Below are 18,337 nucleotides of genomic sequence, written 5' to 3'. Positions count from 1 at the left end.
GAAAAACCTCGGATTTGTATCTCTTATATTACTGGCTTTATGAATCCGGTTCAACAGCCCGTCTATCAGGGCAGGATATCAAAGCGTTGGTGTCGAAAATTAGGAGGTTAGAGCACAACCCTAACGATGTACAACACCTTAAGAAGACCACAACAACCTAAGCTTAATGATCCCCAAATTTGATCCCCCTCTTCTACCAAGATGGGGATTATTTAATGCTTCAAATTCAAGATAACTAATTTTACATAATTCGCTTCAGAAGGAGACGTGAATATGGAATTTAGAGTCGAGCATGTATTAAGAATGAAAGGCTTGCATAAGGCTGAGGTCCTTGGAGGCAAGGCGGGCCTGTCCAATGTAATCCGAGGCATCACGATTATGGAGGCCCCCGACATCGCCGACTGGCTGAAGGGCGGAGAAATGCTGCTGACCAGCCTCTATCCGATTCTCAATTATACGGAGGAAGAGCAGAGTGTGTTTATACAACGCTTGGCGGACAAGGGAGTCAGTGCTCTACTGATCAAAAACCACCGCTTTGTCAAAAGTATTCCGGATGTCATCGTAAAGACGGGGGAAAAGACCGCTCTACCCATTATTCAAATTCCCGAGAGCATTCCTTATGTCGATGTGCTCTATCCGGTGATGGAGGAATTATTTAATACCCAGGTCATGAAGCTTAAATATTTCAAGGATGTGCATGATCGCTTCACGACCCTCTCCTTAACCGACGCCGGGCTGGAGCCTATCATCGCGACATTGCAATCATTGATCGGCAATCCTGTTGCTCTCTATGACCGTAACTTCGCCTGCATGATCTCCGATTCTCTCTCCGCGGTTCCTATCGAGCATGCAGAGTCGGATACCGAGAGAGAAAAAAGCTTCGAGACTAAATTCCCTTATTTCTGGAGAAAGACGCAAATATTAGAGCCGGCAGTCAAGACGGTGGATCAGGTCGTCGTTCCGATCCGAACCGTGAATCGCATCAAGGTGCATCTGGTCGTTACTGAAGCCTTGAAGCCATTGGAAGAGCTTGATTTTATCGCGATAGAAAATGCAGCTACGGCATTATCCCTCGAATTGGTTAAGCAGTTTGCCGTTGCGGAGGTAGAGCGCGAGTTCAAGAACGATATCATCGACGATTTGCTGGCCGGCAAAGCTCAAATGCTGGAGACCGTCTATCATCGGGCTAACCTGATTGGTTGGGATTTGGAGTGTTCTTATGCGGTCCTATTATTTCATGTAAAAGAAGAGTTCTCTTCGCTAGGCGATAAAGAGCTGGATAAGCCCCATAACTCACGCATGCTCAAGAGTAAGGCCTTCACTTATTTGCATGATGCAATTCGCTCCACTTTCTTGGACGGCATCATGCGCAGCCGCAGCGATATGATTATCCTGCTTTTACCGGTGGAATCGTTAAAATCCAAGAGCAAGGACTGGCTAATGTCGACCAAGAAAAAAGCATACAAGATTCAGGAAGCCGTCCACATGAAGACGACAGATATTGTCGTTCAGGTCGGTATGGGCAGTGTGGCGGAGACGGCGATGGATATCTCGGGGAGCTATCAGGAAGCCCAGGAGGCCCTGGAACTCGGGGCCATGCTCTTCGGCGACGAAGCGGTTACTGCCTTTTCCGAGCTTGGCCTGTTCCGGCTGCTCTGCCAATTCCCGGACCCGTCGTTGCTCACCTCCTTCATTCCCGCACCGCTGAGCAAATTAATAGAGAGCAAAAATGCGATCAAAAACGATCTGATTCATACGCTCGAAGTGTTCCTGCAGCATAATCAAAACGCGGCTAAAGCCGCCCAGGATTTATTCGTCCATTACAAGACCGTCATGTACAGGCTGGAACGAATCAAAGAAATCACTGACATGGACTTCGAAGATCCTGAAGAAATGCTGGAAACCCGAGTGGGCCTGAAGATTCTAAATTTGTTAAAAAAAGAAGGTTTCAACCAAAAAAATTAAATAGGCGCACGCCTGTTTTTTACCCAAAGTGGATAAAACGTCCGTCGGACTTTTATCCACTTCTGTTAATGATCTCATTTTGGGAAGCGTTTACAATTTTCATGTAAGACATAATCTTCACTGATTTTAAGCTCAATACACACTTTTCATCAACCAGAAAGGAACGATGGGCATGACAGAATTAAGCAAAGATATCCTGCAGCTGCTGGAATGGCTCGGATATTTCGGCAATGATCCTGAAGGCGGAGTAACCCGACTGCTCTATACCAAAGAGTGGCTGGAAGCCCAGAAAGCTCTGGAACATTGGATGAATACGGAAGGCTTCGATGTTCACTTCGATGAAGTGGGGAACTTGTTCGGCGGTCTGCAAGGAACGAAGTATCCGCAGGAGACGATCATGACCGGCTCTCATGTCGATACGGTGCGCAACGGAGGTCTGTATGACGGTCAATTCGGAATTATCGCCGGCCTGCTCGCTCTGAAGCACTTGAAGGAAACCTACGGGCAGCCGCTGCGCAGTCTGCAGCTCGTATCGATGGCGGAGGAAGAAGGAAGCCGATTCCCTTATGCATTTTGGGGCTCCAAAAATATAGCGGGAACCGCCCGACGCGAAGAGGTAGAGAATATCTCTGATTTTGACGGTATTGCATTTGTAGATGCGATGAGAGACTGTGGCTTTCATTTCCGTAATGAGTCAGCACCTCTCCGCCAGGATTTGAAAGCGTTTGTAGAGATTCATATCGAGCAAGGCAGCGTACTGGAGAAGGAAGCGAGGTCGGTCGGAGTTGTGAACAACATCGTTGGACAGCGCAGATTCACCGTGGAGGTGACCGGCGAAGCCAATCATGCGGGTACCACACCGATGGGCTATCGCAAGGATGCCGTTCAGGCCGCCAGCGCCATGATCTGTGACGTCATGAACCGGGCCCGGAAGCATGGCGACCCCTTGGTAGCTACAGTTGGCAAAATCGAGGTCAAACCCAATGTCGTGAATGTCGTACCAGGGCATGCCCTATTCACCTTGGACATCCGCCATACCGCGAAAAGCATGCTGGCTCAATTCACGGAAGAAATCACCGCTGCTTTGCATCAGATCGCAAAGGACCTGAACGTAGGACTTCAAATCGATATGTGGATGGATGCGGACCCTGTACCGATGGACGCACGCATCGTAGAAGTCATTGAGCAGCAGTGTCAGCGGCTCGGCTTGAATTACAAGCTGATGCACAGCGGAGCAGGCCATGACTCGCAAATCTTAGCAGGCCTGGCCCCAACAGCGATGATCTTCGTACCAAGCAAGGACGGAATCAGCCACAACCCGGCGGAATATACCGATCCCTATGATTTGGCCGAAGGGGTCAAAGCACTGATCGGAACCCTCTATACACTGGCATACGAGGAATAGAACACCACTCAGGCAAGCAGCAGCATCCCGAGCCCCTCACTACTAAGGAGGATACAAGAGATGAATCAACAAGCTTCAACGAAGCCAAAAGGCGGAATGGAGTATTGGAAGAAGATTGTTATCCTATTCTGTCTTGGATGGACGGTCATCTGGATTTACAGAACTGTGCTGAATCCCATCTTACCTGAAATCAAAGTGCAACTCGGAATCGAGTCCGATGCAAGTATGGGCCTTATCTCCAGCTTGTTCTTCCTGGCCTATACCTCCATGCAGATTCCTTCCGGCTTCCTGGCTGATAAATTCGGCAGAAAAATCATGCTGATTCCAGGCTTTTTAATCTTCGCCTTCGGGGCCTTTACGGTCGGAATTGCCCCGTCCCTGTTGTTCCTGCTTGTCGGCAGCTTCCTCGCGGGCCTTGGACAAGGAACCTATTATGGACCGGCATATTCGATCTCCTCTTCCTCTATACCCAATGAGAAACGGAGCTTTTCTACAGCCATTATCAACAGTGGTTCAGCTTTGGGTATGGCAATTGGTTATATCGGCTCCTCATATTTGGTTAAAGGGCTGGGTTGGGATTGGAGACCACTGCTCTTCGTTACAACTGCGCTGATTATCGCTGTCGCCATTGCCTTCGGCAAGGTCATTAAGGATAAGAAACCGGAGCCTGCAGCAAAAGCCGGCCAGGAAAAAGAAGCTGGCGACAAGGCAACACTCAAGACGCTATTTGGCGACATTCGAATGATCTCAGCTTATGTGATCTACTTCGCCATCTGTTACGGCTACTACATGATTGTAACGTGGCTGCCGAGCTATCTGCAGATGGAGAGGGGCTTCCAAGGCGCCGCTATCGGCTTCGCCTCGGCGCTGGTCGCGTTTGCCTCCGTCCCCGGCGCCCTGCTGTTCAGCAAGCTGTCCGACAAATTCAAGAACAGAAAGATTATGGTCGTCATTATTTTACAGATCATTGCTGCGCTAACTCTATATCTGACCGTTGCCATCCAAAGTAATAATTTACTAATCCTGTTCCTGATTATGTACGGATTCTTCGGCAAGCTGGCGGTGGACCCGATCATGATCTCCTATGTAGCAGACATCGCGCCTAAGCAAGGCTACAGCACCACATTTGGCGTCTTCAATTTCTTCGGCATGATGTCCTCTGTCATTGCCCCGTTTGTCACGGGAGTGATCTCCGACGCTACGGGAAGCAAGATTCTGGGCTTCTACCTGGCCATCGCCATCATTATTGTCGGCACTGCATTCCTGTTCATAGCCAATATGATCAAGCGCACCAAGACGCAAACCAGGCACTAATTTCTCACATTATACTCGATAAAAAAAGGAGAGAATCACAATGGGATACCCAACTGATCTGTTATCTAGCCGCTCTATCATTAAACATGGCAAATATGCCTTAATTACTCCGGAAGGTCTTGTTAATAACGTAGTTCCGGGCTTTGAGAACTGCTCTATTTCCATTTTGGCTACACCGAAGCTTGGCGCAAGCTTTGTAGATTATATAGTAACCATGCATCAAGGAGGCGTTAACAAGGATGGCTTCGGCGGACAAGAGCATATCGAGACCTTCGTCTATGTGCTTGAAGGAAAAGTTAAGGCCTCTGCCAATAACGAGACTTACACACTGACTAGCGGCGGCTTCCTATACTGCCCTCCGGGAACAGTGATGTGTCTAGAGAACCTGCAGGATGGAGACAGCAAACTGTTTCTCTACAAACAGAAGCATAAACCGCTGAAGGATCTGAAGCCATGGGTCGTAACCGGCAACTCGAATGATATTCCCGAAGTCGATTATGATGGCATGACAGATATGCGGATTCAGGATCTGCTGCCAAAAGAGCTTGCTTTTGATATGAACTTCCATATTCTGACCTTTGATCCCGGCGCTTGTCATCCATTCATCGAGACGCATGTACAGGAACACGGAGCTTATCTGCTCTCTGGAGAAGGAATCTACAATCTGGACAATGAGTGGATCCCTGTCAAGAAAGGCGACTATATCTTCATGGGTCCTTATGTGCAGCAAGCCTGCTACGCCGTCGGCCGTGAGAAGCTGGCTTACGTCTATTCCAAAGACTGCAACCGGGATGCGGACCTCTAAGCTAAGCTTGCCGCATGCCGCGGATGACCTATCCATCTAACCTAACTGAACAGAGGTGTTGAAGTTGAGAGTAAGCCGATCCGAATTAAGTCAACTGATTGCTGTGAAACTGCACCAAGCGGGTTTGTCGAAGGAGCATGCCGACGGAGTGGCAGACGTCCTGGTCCATGCCGATATCCGAGGCATTCATTCCCATGGCGCGATGAGAGTGGAGTATTATGCGGAACGAATCGCCAAAGGTGGAATAAACACAACGCCCCATTTTAAATATGAAGTTACCGGTCCCAGCACGGCTGTATTTGATGGCGACAACGGGGTAGGCCATGTGGCTGCCAAGCAAGCGATGGATGAAGCGATCCAAATGGCAAAAGCCAGCGGCATAGCAGCTGTTGGTGTCCGTAGAATCGGTCATAGCGGTGCCCTGTCCTATTTTGTGCGGCAGGCTGCCAAAGCCGGAATGATTGGCATCTCCGTATGTCAATCCGATCCGATGGTCGTTCCCTTTGGTGGTTCAGAGCCCTATTACGGCACGAACCCGATTGCATTCGCTGCTCCAAGCCATGATGATCGCCTTCTTACCTTGGACATGGCCACAACCGTGCAAGCGTGGGGGAAAATCCTTCACGCCAGATCAAGAAATGAATCGATTCCCGATTCATGGGCCGTGGATAAAGAAGGTCATCCGACAACGGACCCCTTCAAAGTGAATGCCTTGCTTCCCATCGCTGGTCCTAAGGGCTATGGCCTAATGATGATGGTGGATGTGCTGTCAGGTATTTTGCTGGGTCTTCCTTTCGGAAATAAGGTTTCATCGATGTACCACGATTTGACCGAATACCGTAATCTGGGACAGTTCCATCTCGTCATCAATCCTGCATTTTTTACAGACCCTGTTGTATTTAGACAGCATATTTCGCAGACCATGGATGAATTGAACCGGATTAAGCCGGCTCCGGGCTTCGGGCAAGTGCTATTTCCGGGACAGAATAATGACCTGATCCAAGAAGAATACGAACAAAATGGCATCGAGATTGTGGATGAGATTTACGAATATCTGGTATCCGATACGGTCCATCGCAATCAATACGACCATAAAGATCCGTTTGCCAAATGATCTGACCGGCAGTCTGTAATACGAAAACTCTATCTGAACGAGAGAGGTGCACAGCTTCATGTTATATTCCATCATTCAAGAGAATTCCTATCAAGATTCCGTTAACCTGATGCTTCTAACGAACAAGATTTCCGCAATGGCAGGGGTGGATCAAGCTTCTATTATGATGGGCACACCGGCGAACAAGGAAATCTTCCAGAATACCGGCATGTATAAGGACGAACTGGAAGCCGCTGGCCCCAATGATATGTGTATCGTAATCCGTACCGATCATGAGGGGAAAGTAGCCGAAGTACTCGCTACCATTGAGGAAGAGCTGAAAAATCAGGCGGTGAGCAGCAGCAAACAGGCCTTTGAATCGGTACGCACCTGGGATAAAGCTATGCAGGCGTTGCCGAATGCCAACCTTGCCTTAATCTCCGTGCCAGGCCAATATGCGGCCGAGGAAGCGGACAAAGCCTTGGACCAAGGCCTTCATGCCTTCATATTTAGCGACAATATGGATCTTCAGGACGAACTGCGCCTGAAGCAGAAAGCCCGGGACAAAGGGCTTCTGGTGATGGGTCCTGACTGTGGGACGGGAATTATCTCCAATATTCCAATTGCCTTCGCCAATATCATCCAGGAAGGCAATATCGGTGTTGTAGGTGCTTCCGGCACGGGGATCCAAGAAGTCACCAGCCTGATTGACCGCTTGGGCGGAGGCATCAGCCATGCGATCGGAACCGGAGGACGCGACCTGTCGGATACGATCGGCGCGATCACAATGCTAAGCGCGATTCAAGGGCTGGAGAAGCATAAGGAGACCGAGGTTATCGTAGTCATATCCAAACCGCCGGCAAGGGAAGTGCGGAATCAGGTCGTCCAGCTGCTGCAGCGTCTGTCAAAGCCAGCGGTGGCTATCTTCGTCGGTGAAGAGCCTACGGCTCATGAAGGCAATGTATATTATGCCTCTACCTTAGAGGAGACAGCTATGATTGCCGTAGATCTATCCAAAGACAGAGTCATCCTGACGAATTACAACATGTCGAATGGAAAAATTCCAAAGGTGGCCTTCAAACCGGAGCAAACCTCTATTAAAGGTCTTTACTCCGGCGGTACCCTTGCCTATGAAGCTGCTGTTCTGCTGTCCAAAGGTCTGAATCTCGGGCCGCTTATTCACGACGACGGTTATTTGCTGAGAGCAAACGGTCATGAAGTGATCGACTTGGGCGATGACAAGTATACCCAAGGCAAACCTCACCCGATGATCGATCCGGAGACAAGAATCCAATATATTAAGCAAGCCGCCAGAGATGATTCCACGGCCATCATCCTTCTTGATATCGTACTGGGTTATGGCTCCCATGAGGATATGGCTGGAGCTTTGCTGCCAGTCATGGAGAGCACTCGAAGCGAAGCTATGGCGAGGGGCAAAAACCTGTATTTCGTAGCCGCTGTATGCGGCACGGCGCAGGACCCGCAAAATTATCAGGAGCAAAAATCCAAGCTGGAGCAAGCTGGGGTTATCGTCAAGGACAGCAACAATCGAGCAGTCCGAACCGCACTGGCAATGATGGGAATCCGGCTGCAGGACAATCACAAAGCATCCTTACCTGCAGCCGGAACCAAGCCAGCCCCGTTCCAGGTTTCAGAAGCCATCGCTGAATTGCTCAGCAGCAAGCCAAGAGTGGTCAATATCGGACTTAAGAAATTCGCCAATACAATAAATAGCTACGGCGGACAGACTGTGCAGTACGATTGGCGTCCGATTGCCGGCGGGAATGAAAGAATGCGCAAAATATTGAGCCTTCTCAAATAAAGGACAATTTCCCATTTCAAAATACAACATTAGGAGGATGCAGCATGTACGGACCCTATAGGACAATCGATGAAGCAAATCAGGCGGTTATTCAAAAAATTATAGCCGGCGCGCCCTTCCTGGTAGACGTAGTTCCCGCCAAATCCGTAGTGGAGCAGCTGAACGGGCAAGTACTTCTACATGCAGGGCCACCGATTCAATTCGAGGATATGACTGGCCCAATGCAGGGAGCCTGTGTCGGAGCCTGCCTATTCGAGGGCTGGGCAGAAAATGAAGAGAAGGCGATGGCTCTTCTGAGGCAGGGGGAGATCGACTTCATTCCGTGTCATCATGTGAAAGCCGTGGGCCCTATGGGAGGAATCACCTCCGCGAATATGCCAGTGCTGGTTGTCGAGAACCGCACCGACGGCAATCGTGCCTACTGTACGATGAATGAGGGAATCGGTAAAGTATTGCGCTTCGGCGCTTATTCTGATGAGGTCATCCAACGTCTGAGATGGATGCGGGATGTGCTCGCCCCTGTCCTCTCCAAGGCGTTGTCCCTTATCGACAATGGTCTGAACATTAATGTAATGATCGCTAAAGCCATCACAATGGGCGACGAATTCCATCAACGAAATATTGCCGCTTCGCTCGTATTTTTGAAGGAGATCACTCCTTATATTCTACGGACGAACTTGTCCGAACAAGATAAATCGGCTGTCGTGGAATTCCTGGCTGATACGGATCAGTTCTTCCTAAATATCGCCATGGCGACATCCAAAGCCGTACTTGATGGCGCCAGAACGATTGAGTATGGCACCGTAGTCACCGCAATGTCCCGAAATGGCCAAAACTTCGGCATCCGGATCAGCGGAATGGGTGACGAATGGTTCACCGCGCCTGTAAATACACCGCAGGGCTTATTCTTCACCGGCTATTCCCAGGAGATGGCTAACCCGGATATCGGCGACAGCGCCATTACTGAAGCATTTGGCGTTGGGGGCATGGCCATGGTAGCCGCACCGGGCGTTACCAGATTTGTAGGTGCCGGAGGATTTGATGATGCTTTGGCGACCAGCAATGAAATGACGGAAATCTGTATCGATCATAATCCGAACTTTGCGATTCCAACCTGGAACTTCCAGGGAACCTGCCTCGGGATTGATGCCAGAAAAGTGGTAGAGACCGGAATCACTCCGGTAATTAATACCGGGATCGCCCACAAAGAGCCCGGAGTAGGTCAGATCGGGGCAGGGACCGTTCGGGCACCTTTGGCCTGCTTCGAAAAAGCACTTGAGGCTTATGCCCAGAGGCTGGGGCTCATCTAGCCATCTACAAGGAAGTAACAAGCGGGAGGAGAGCAAAATGGAACCTCTCATACAAGCGAGCGGGGCGTACAGTCTGACTGTCCCCCCTCTCCTTCAAACGGACGAACCGGGTTATGTGCACAGCATTTTTAAAAATGGCTGGAATATTCGCTGCGGGGACAGGCTGATCTTCATCGGCAGCAGGAAAAACGGAGAACTCCCCTTTGGCATCCATCTGGAGGACGAGCTGGTGCCTCGGCTCATCTCCTTACTTCGTATGGGAGAGCCATTTCTCTATGATAGAGAGGCATCTATTCTCCTCTTTTCCGCATTTGCCATTCAGCTCGATCCTCATCAGGCTTTTGACACGAAGATGGGACCCATTGCAGCGCTGTCCCTGCGGTCTGGTCTAAATGCATTTGCATCCGAATTATGCGCGCATAACCAGCATACCGGCACAGGCATTTGGGTGAGCGATTTCCTTGATCGCTTGAGCAATGCCGCAGAACCTTCCTGGTCAGAACATGAACAGAGGGTTCTGCAACTCATGGATGCAGCCCGGAGCGAACGCTTGCCTCAAATCGATAAGCTCCTCAGATACTGGATCGGTCGCGGCAACGGGCTGACCCCAGCCGGAGATGACATGCTGGCCGGGATGCTCGCTGTAGACACGATTACTGGAGGATTTACAGAACACTTCCGGCTCCATTTAACTACATTGGTGGAGAAGGAAGCTCTCACTACAGATATTAGCCGGGAATACTTGAAATATGCGCTGCAAGGACAGTTCAGTTCCGTAATATCCAATGTATTGAACACCCTTGCCTTGGACGATAGCGAGGAATTAATAAAGCGGACCCGAGAGCTTCTGTGCGTTGGTCATAGCTCAGGTCTGGATACATCATTTGGCATACTGATGGGTATGTTGATCCTAAGGAGGAATTCCACTTGGCACAGAAAGTCGTGATTGCGCTTGGCGGCAACGCTATTCTTCAACCCAAGCAGCAAGCTACCTATGAGAATCAATTAGAGAATGTACGTCAATGCTGTGAGATTATCGCCAGAATTGTTCAGCAGGGCTATGAAGTGATTGTCACCCATGGCAACGGCCCGCAGGTGGGCAATATATTGCGCCAGCAAGAGGAAGCCAAGGCAGTCGTTCCGCCCTTCCCGCTTGATGTGTGCAGCGCGGAATCCCAGGGCTTCATCGGATACATGATGGATCAAAGTCTGAAGAATGCGCTGCAAAAACGCGGGCTGGACAATGCAGTGGTCAGCATGCTCACCCTGACAGAAGTCTCCCAAGACGATCCTGCTTTTCTGGATCCAGTCAAACCTGTTGGCGTCTTCTACCAGGAGGATGAAGCCCAGCGGTTGGCTGCCGAGAAGGGTTGGATCGTGAAAGAGGATGCGGGCCGTGGCTGGCGCCGTGTGGTCCCCTCTCCGATGCCGAAATCCATTCTCGGGGCAGATGTTATCCAATCACTGGCCGACAGTCGGGCCATTGTTATTGCTGCGGGGGGCGGAGGAATCCCCGTATGCCGTCAAACGGATGGAACCTTGTCTGGCGTGGAAGCGGTCATCGATAAGGATCGCAGCGGATATCAGCTAGCCTGCGACGTCAATGCTGATGTATTTATGATTCTGACGGATGTTCAGAACGTATATGTGAACTATGGAAAACCGCAGCAAAAGTCGCTTGGAACCATCTCCTTATCCGAAGCCCAGCGATATGCTGCGGAAGGTCAATTTAGCGCCGGAAGCATGGGTCCTAAAATGGAATCCGCGATTCGATTCGCCGAGAATGGCGGAACTGCGATCATCTGTTCACTGGATCAGGCCGATCTTGCGCTGGAAGGTAAAGCAGGTACACGGATCACACAAGAAAATCTAATTCATTGCAATTAATGCCCCATAATTTCCCTACGTCACGTGTTGTTAACCAGGGTATTATGAATTGAACATAGTCAATATTTGCTTCTCGCAGCGTATTTCAAGCTTATATGAACGTATTCATTGTCGGTCTTCTCTCCCGATAACAGAGGAATCCGCACAGCTGCCCGGTTCGCTTGAGCCGGGTTGCTATTCCGAATAGACCGCTCTCCCTTAGTCCTTCTATTGTGATCTGGCGCTTGCCACTCACCCGTCGTTGATTTGCTGGCCAGTCCGGTAGACGAAGCCTTGTTTCTAGCCGCCACGATAACTTGATGGAATGCTTCACGAACAGGCAATTGCTACCTGCTCTTTATTCCCTTTCAATCCGTCTATACGCCGATTCACGCCAACTCCAGAGTCCCTCTTGCGATCTTAGCACTATTATCCATTGGTTAATTTCCTTCCTTCTCTATTCGAGCTGTTGCCATGCTCACTATATCTTCATCCAACCTCATCCACTCAGCAGCAGAAGCCGATGCCCAGCGACTATAAAACTCTCGATTCCCATGCTATGACCGGGATCTTGCCGCAAACTAGAAGAAAGTCTACTACTTAGTATTCACGCTAACTATACGATTTCAGGGTGTTAATGCCCTATTGGCAACTTGCCGTATTTTTTCGATGTGCAGGAAAAACTTCAAAATTTATTGTATAATATTGGTACCTTGCATTGACGATTCTGTCGATTAGAGGTATACCAGCCATATACAGTACTTTCTAAAAAGCAGAAAGTGGAGGTGTCATTGTTTTCAAACCGCTGTTAGCCCCTATTTAGAACGTTTCAAAATAAACCTCGAGGTGATCGAAGCTATGGCTAAACAGACAACCGACATCATTGAGAAATCCTTACATAACCTGCTGAATGAGCCCAATTTCCTGCCTGAGCTCAAAGATGATGCAAGAGATAAAGCGATTCACTCGCTCATCACTATTCTATCAACCCCTAACCATATTCATAAATCCTACCTCAGAATAGCCCGGGAGAACGGCGTCATTGAACGCATTCCGGCTTTTCGTATGCAGCATAATGACACGCTGGGGCCTTATAAAGGCGGCATCCGCTTCCATGAATCCGTAAATGAAGCCGAGGTAATTAATCTCGCAGCCCTCATGACGTTGAAGAACGCTCTGCATGAAGTTCCCTTTGGCGGCGGCAAAGGCGGTGTTGCTATCAATCCAAGGGATTATTCCACTAAGGAACTCTATCAAATCTGTACGAAATACGTACAATATTTTAATGAAATCCTCGGCCCGGACAAGGATATCCCCGCCCCTGACGTTGGAACCAGCGCGCGGGAGATGGATTGGATGATGAGCGAATATAAAAGCATTCATTACGGGAAGCCATATTTGGGCAGCTTTACAGGCAAGAGCGTGCTTAATGGAGGCTCCCTGGGTCGGAAAGAAGCAACCGGCAAAGGAGTCTACTACACTCTTCGGTATTTGCTTCATGACTACTTGCAGGAGAATCATCAACAGCTGGCGCAGTCCCGGACTCAACAGGCTGCAGTTGCCCTGAGCTGCCGGAATCGGCCGATCACTCTGGCTGTACAAGGCTTCGGCAATGTAGGTTCAGTTACGGCCACCGAAGCTTATCATTGTCAGTACATAACCAGTACCATCGTTGCGGTCAGCGATCGCAATGTAACCCTGTATAATCCGGATGGGCTGAACATTCCAGCGCTCGCCAAATACGCAGCAGCCAATCGTGGAGATCTTCCTTTTACCAAGGAGCAAATTGGCGAAGCCGACATCCAGGCTGAAATTCTGGAGCGGGAAGCCGTTCTATATCTGAATGTGGATGTACTTATTTTAGCCGCCTTGGAGGATCAGATTCGAACAGACAATGTTGAACAGGTACAGGCACCGATTATTGTCGAAGGGGCAAATGCCCCTATCGCCGGCGAAGCCGATGATACATTGGCGGCTAAAGGAACCTTGGTTATTCCGGATATCCTGGCTAATGCTGGCGGGGTAATCGTATCCTATTTCGAATGGCTGCAAGGGCGCGAGACTCAATATTATAGCGAATCGGAAGTATTTGAGCAGCTTCACTGTAAAATGGGCATGACGATGGACAAGGTTTATCCCCTCTATTTCAATTCGAACAAATCGCTGCGGCAGACTTGCTTTGATCATGCCATTATGCGAATATCGACGATTCTCTATGCCCAAGGGAAGCTGTTCTAGACTTTATCAAGCTTATATTTAATTAAAAAGGTCGAGCTTGGGGCATCCCTTCACCCCTGAACTCGACCTTTCCTATTACCTGAATTATGCGGTTATTTCTGCCCCTGAGCCTCCAACAGATGCATTACGACAGCCAACGCCTCAGCGCGGGTAGCCACATCTTGGGGGGCAAAGCGGTTGTTGCCGCGGCCTTGGACCAGGCCTTCGTTCACAGCTAGCGCGATCCAGCCCTGTGCCCATGGCGGAATGCTTCCCGCATCGGAGAATGTTAACTCCGTCTGTAGCGGCGCGGGCTTGTTCAATGCCTTGGCGGCCATGACGACAAGCTCAGTACGCGTAATTGCTTGAGTGGCCCGGAACGTGTGATCCGGGAATCCACTAATGAAACCTCTCTTGATTCCTTTGGCAATATCGGACTTCGCCCATTCCGGAAGCTGATCCGTATCCTTGAATGTAAGCTCCTCTTCTTCCTTGAGATTCAAGCCTCTAACTAATAATGCCGTAAACTCAGCACGATTAATCGGCTTATTCGGCCGGAAGGTCTCATCGGGATAACCCTGAACCAAACCCTTTTCTATGGCTTGGCGAATCATATTCTCAGCCCAATGGCCCGCCGTATCCTTCAAAGCCACTTCCTTTCCTGGCCCGTTCCCGTTGCTGTTACTGTTGCCGTTGCCATTTCCGTTCTCGTTGCCGTTTCCATTACCGTTGCCATTGCCATTTCCGTTCTCGTTGCCGTTTCCATTACCATTGCCATTGCTATTTCCGTTACCGTTACCGTTACCATTACCGTTCTCGTTACCGTTACCGTTCTCGTTGCCATTACCGTTGCCGTTCCCGTTGCCATTACCAGGATTCGGGTCTTTCTTGTCCTTCAACGAAAAGTTTAGGATTGCCGGAGCCGCATCGATCTCCTCCCCGGACAGATTGCCCAATACGGCTTTGGTCACCTTCAACGCACCTTCGGTTGGCGATGTGACCTTCTTCGTGTTGAAGGTGAGCTTTAACATGTCTTCCTTGCCTTGGATCGCTACACCTTCCCCGGCAATCACAAGCTGAACTTGTCCCTCTTCCTTACGCGTATCCAGGATAACAATTCCTTGCTGCAAGGATTCAGCCGATACGAACTGCAACACACTCTCATCATAGCTGAGAACCACATGATGGGAGTAGAAGTCCGTTTTCGAGGTATTAACTTCGTAACTCACGATCAGTTGATCGCCTGAGATTAGCTCATGCGGCCCCTTCAAATCGACGCTTGGGCGTGTAACAGACACGGCAATTTGCTGCGCCTGTTCCGTATTGCCCGCTTTATCGATTGAACGATACTCTACGATGTGATCCCCTTCTCCTTGAATAAGCAGCTTACCATCCTTGACTGTTTGCCATTTACCGCCATCTACACGGGCTTCAGTTCGCAAGACGCCCCAGCCCTTCAGATTATCTTCAGCAGAGAAGAGTAGATTTACATCTTTATAATGCTCCTCTCCGGCCTCCGCTTCGCCTTCAATCTGAACCTTCGTTATGGGTGCAATGGCATCTTTGAGCAGCACCTCCAGATAAGACTGATAGATTCCATTCTCGCTTTTGCGACTGCGAACCTCAGCGCTCAGGTCCTTGCCGACTTGCTGCAGAGTTACGCTAACGATCTTATTGTCCTGCAGCTTCTCCTTGGTGAATGGCGATACATCGAATTTCCACCATTGGTCGGGAGATGCGATGGTTCGCAGATCCAAGCGGGCGCCTGGTGCAGGTTTATTGTTATAGGTAAGCTCTTGCTCCTTCCAGCTATCATCGCGAATTTCGAATACACCGATGTCAGACTGGGTGCCGTTGCTGTCATTGGTCTTTCCATATACATTCAGCGTAACCCGTTCAATATCATCTACAATTTGCGAAAGATCGTACTTCAGGAACACCCTGCGGTCGTAATCCCCGCTCCCGTTACGAATTAATAAATACCCGTTGGTTCCATAATTCAAAGCCGCATTCTTTCCGCCATTTACAAATGCATCCTCGGATACATTGATCCGGATCTTGGCTGCCGCATCAGGCTCGAGCGCCCCTTCCTCCGGCAGTTCCGTCTCCGCATCAGGGTCGATTTTCAGCTTGATCGCATGGCTCTTCCCTTTGCTGCCTTGAGTGTTAACTTCAAGCAGAACCGTCGGTGCCTTCTGCAGAACTTTAACCGTCTCGTCCTTGCTGATCTCCTGCAACAAAGTAGCGGCGACTTCGACCTTCAGCTTCGATTGGGTCTGCGTCGGATCGGATACAGATAGCGTCAATTCGTCGCCCTGCTCCTGAACCATCACAGAAGCCGGTTGATATACACGCACACCGTTCATCTCACCCGGTTGCCAGAAATTCATACCGGTGATGCCAAGCTTTTTCTCCTGTACGGCTTGGATCTGCGAGGTATTGCTTAGCACTTGAACATCCGGATTATCGTTATATGCCTTCGTAGCCGCCGTATCAAATGATGGCAACAATACGTAGGAATAACCGGCATCGGTCGGTTTAACACCATGTTCTACAACCAGACTGACGTAATTACGTGTAATCGGGTCGATCGGGCCGGTGGAGTTGACATCCTTCCAGGAGCCGGTCCTCGCCTCGCGCAGTGCGCCTACATCGGTAGGTTCAGGGAAATAATAGCCAATATCCGCCCCCTTCGCCGTTCCTTCCAGATGCGCCCATTTGACATCCTTCAATGTATCGGACCATCCCAATTGGGTTGGCATCGCTTGTCCATTCACAGTTAATGGGTTCGTGCCTGCCAAATTGACCATTCGATTCTCGACGATCGTCTCAACCTGACGTCCATCCTTACGCGCATCGGGAGTAGTGATGCCGGCTCCAAGCGCTACGATCTCATCATCGAACATGAACCACGATTTCTTCCCGGTCAGATTACTTCCAGGAGGGGCCAGGTCCATGCCGGCTATTCCAAACTGATTGTCCAGCGATGAACCGCCAACCCAAGTCTTCCCTGTTGTCTTGATCGCTGTTCTCGGCAAACCGTCGGAGGTCGTTCCCGGCATCCGATAAGAGTCTACCGTTGGCCAGAACGCATTGCGAAATTGATCTGAATCCGGGTTGTACAGATAGGTCATACCTTCACCGGTATACCATCCTCGTGTATGCTCCCCATTCATTCCCCCCTCGAAGTTGGCAATCCGGGAAGAGGACATGCTGATTCCTAGCGTATATCCCGGTCTTGAATGAACAATCCGATCCATGACCGAGAACTGACGATGTGTAATCAGATCGCCACGCAGCTTAATGCTGGAATCACTTAGCAACTGCTTGAAGTTCACAATATCCCTGATCTGCATACCTTCGTACGGGTTGGTCATGCTCGTATCCGACGCTACCCATTCCTTCACCATGCTCTTGTAATAGGCAGCCTGTTCAGGTGGAGCAAATTGGGCCAGACGAAGAATCGTCCATACCGCGCCCCGTGTATTGTTGTTATAACGGGATACCGCACGGCCGCTGACCATTTCCATAATGTGTCCGTCATAAATGAGGGGCTCGAAAGAATCGGTCACCCATTTCCACACATTTTCGAAATCGGCAACCTCAATCGGCCAAGGAGAACGATCCAGGATCGTTAGCAGCTTCGATATATCTCCAAGCAGTACACTGCCGTAGCTGCCCGTATAGGCGATATTGTTATGCTGGATAAATGATCCGTCAGCGTAAAAGCCGTCTCCACTCGTCACATAGGGGAAGGCCGAGCCGATGGCATTCCGTGCTTTCTGGATGGATGGCTCGTCCTTGCCAAGCACCCCTCGCAGGAGAACGGCCAGAGATTTATCCAGCAGATTGGCCCCCGTCTCTGCCAGGCCCGGCGAGCCGATTAACCGCTTCTTTGGATCAGGTATAAATCGGTCAATTGTGCTCGCATAGTCAGCAATCTGTTGCGCAGACAGATCGTTATACATGATAGTCATAATGTCTGCCAGGGACAGCGGAGCCCCGATCTCCCAATCCCACCAGTTGTTATAAGTAGCCTTTTGCGGATTATATCGATTGCTGGACATCCAATCCAGACCGGCAATGATATCATTTTTTAATTCCACATTCTGATATAAGTTTGTGCCTGGAGTTGCATAAGCAATCGCCATATCTTTCAGCCTATTATACGAATTGGTAATATGACTGGAGTCCGTAGTACTCTTATAATCGGACCATAGATAAGCCCTGCCCGGATCTTTAACCAGCGTATCCCATACCCCGTTTTTAGCGTCATTAGTCACCTTCTGGACATTGGCTTGAATTGCATTGCTGATATCCGTATCGTTCAAATCCAGCCCGGTACCCCCAGTCAAATAATTGAACCATTTAGTTCGCAGCGTCCCGAACTCATCCGCCTGTCCGGCTGAAGCCGGTGCGGCTGGGAAAGACGCAAAAATAAGCGAAGAAATCATCAACACAAGGACGATAGGCTTTATTCTATGTTTCCACACGATGGCATAACACCCTCCCTCGATAAGTTATGCGGGGGACTCCCAGT

Annotated in this window: 12 protein-coding genes; 10 read left to right on the top strand and 2 right to left on the bottom strand. The window is 49.8% G+C overall.

All coding sequences use genetic code 11. The features are described from left to right. Nucleotides 1-273: 273 nt before the first annotated feature. From BN1360_RS08095 to arcC, 9 genes are all read left to right on the top strand, one after another. Complete coding sequence (locus BN1360_RS08095; RefSeq protein WP_069188306.1) at nt 274-1,965, top strand: PucR family transcriptional regulator; 1,692 nt, start codon at nt 274-276, stop codon at nt 1,963-1,965. 172 nt (nt 1,966-2,137) lie between these two features. Beyond that, nucleotides 2,138-3,370 (top strand): allantoate deiminase, encoded by a 1,233-nt coding sequence (gene allC, locus BN1360_RS08090; protein ID WP_068779366.1) that lies wholly within the window; start codon nt 2,138-2,140, stop codon nt 3,368-3,370. Nucleotides 3,371-3,430: 60 nt separating this feature from the next. After that, nucleotides 3,431-4,684, top strand: a complete 1,254-nt coding sequence (locus BN1360_RS08085; protein ID WP_068779365.1) for an MFS transporter — start codon at nt 3,431-3,433, stop codon at nt 4,682-4,684. A 40-nt stretch (nt 4,685-4,724) separates the two neighbouring features. After that, nucleotides 4,725-5,489, top strand: coding sequence for a (S)-ureidoglycine aminohydrolase (gene allE, locus BN1360_RS08080; RefSeq protein ID WP_068779364.1), 765 nt, complete (start codon nt 4,725-4,727; stop codon nt 5,487-5,489). Between the two features lie 64 nt (nt 5,490-5,553). After that, nucleotides 5,554-6,603, top strand: coding sequence for an ureidoglycolate dehydrogenase (allD, locus tag BN1360_RS08075; RefSeq protein ID WP_068779363.1), 1,050 nt, complete (start codon nt 5,554-5,556; stop codon nt 6,601-6,603). A 58-nt stretch (nt 6,604-6,661) separates the two neighbouring features. After that, nucleotides 6,662-8,404, top strand: coding sequence for an acyl-CoA synthetase FdrA (fdrA, locus tag BN1360_RS08070; protein ID WP_068779362.1), 1,743 nt, complete (start codon nt 6,662-6,664; stop codon nt 8,402-8,404). A 44-nt stretch (nt 8,405-8,448) separates the two neighbouring features. Further along, on the top strand, nt 8,449-9,714 hold the full coding sequence (locus tag BN1360_RS08065) for a YlbE family protein (protein WP_068779361.1): 1,266 nt from the start codon (nt 8,449-8,451) through the stop codon (nt 9,712-9,714). A gap of 37 nt (nt 9,715-9,751) precedes the next feature. Further along, on the top strand, nt 9,752-10,660 hold the full coding sequence (locus BN1360_RS08060; RefSeq protein ID WP_068779360.1) for an oxamate carbamoyltransferase subunit AllH family protein: 909 nt from the start codon (nt 9,752-9,754) through the stop codon (nt 10,658-10,660). Next, nucleotides 10,642-11,601 (top strand): carbamate kinase, encoded by a 960-nt coding sequence (arcC, locus tag BN1360_RS08055; RefSeq protein ID WP_068779359.1) that lies wholly within the window; start codon nt 10,642-10,644, stop codon nt 11,599-11,601. The genes BN1360_RS08060 and arcC overlap by 19 nt, the downstream gene beginning before the upstream one ends. Before the next feature lie 59 nt (nt 11,602-11,660). On the opposite strand, the gene BN1360_RS08050 is transcribed toward arcC, so the two are convergent. Continuing rightward, nucleotides 11,661-11,891, bottom strand: a complete 231-nt coding sequence (locus tag BN1360_RS08050) for a hypothetical protein (protein WP_195714244.1) — start codon at nt 11,889-11,891, stop codon at nt 11,661-11,663. A gap of 547 nt (nt 11,892-12,438) precedes the next feature. Here BN1360_RS08050 and BN1360_RS08045 point away from each other — a divergent pair. Continuing rightward, a complete protein-coding gene (locus BN1360_RS08045; RefSeq protein ID WP_068779357.1) occupies nt 12,439-13,818 on the top strand; it encodes a Glu/Leu/Phe/Val family dehydrogenase in 1,380 nt (459 codons plus the stop codon). Between the two features lie 92 nt (nt 13,819-13,910). Here BN1360_RS08045 and BN1360_RS08040 read toward each other — a convergent pair whose 3' ends face one another. Beyond that, entirely contained in the window at nt 13,911-18,290 is a 4,380-nt protein-coding gene (locus tag BN1360_RS08040) for a polysaccharide lyase family 8 super-sandwich domain-containing protein (protein ID WP_229520916.1), read from the bottom strand. Between the last annotated feature and the right edge of the window lie 47 nt (nt 18,291-18,337).

It is taken from the genome of Paenibacillus sp. GM2, from assembly GCF_900069005.2.
Taxonomy (GTDB): Bacteria; Bacillota; Bacilli; order Paenibacillales; family Paenibacillaceae; genus Fontibacillus.
This window is presented reverse-complemented; position numbering and strand designations above follow the sequence as displayed.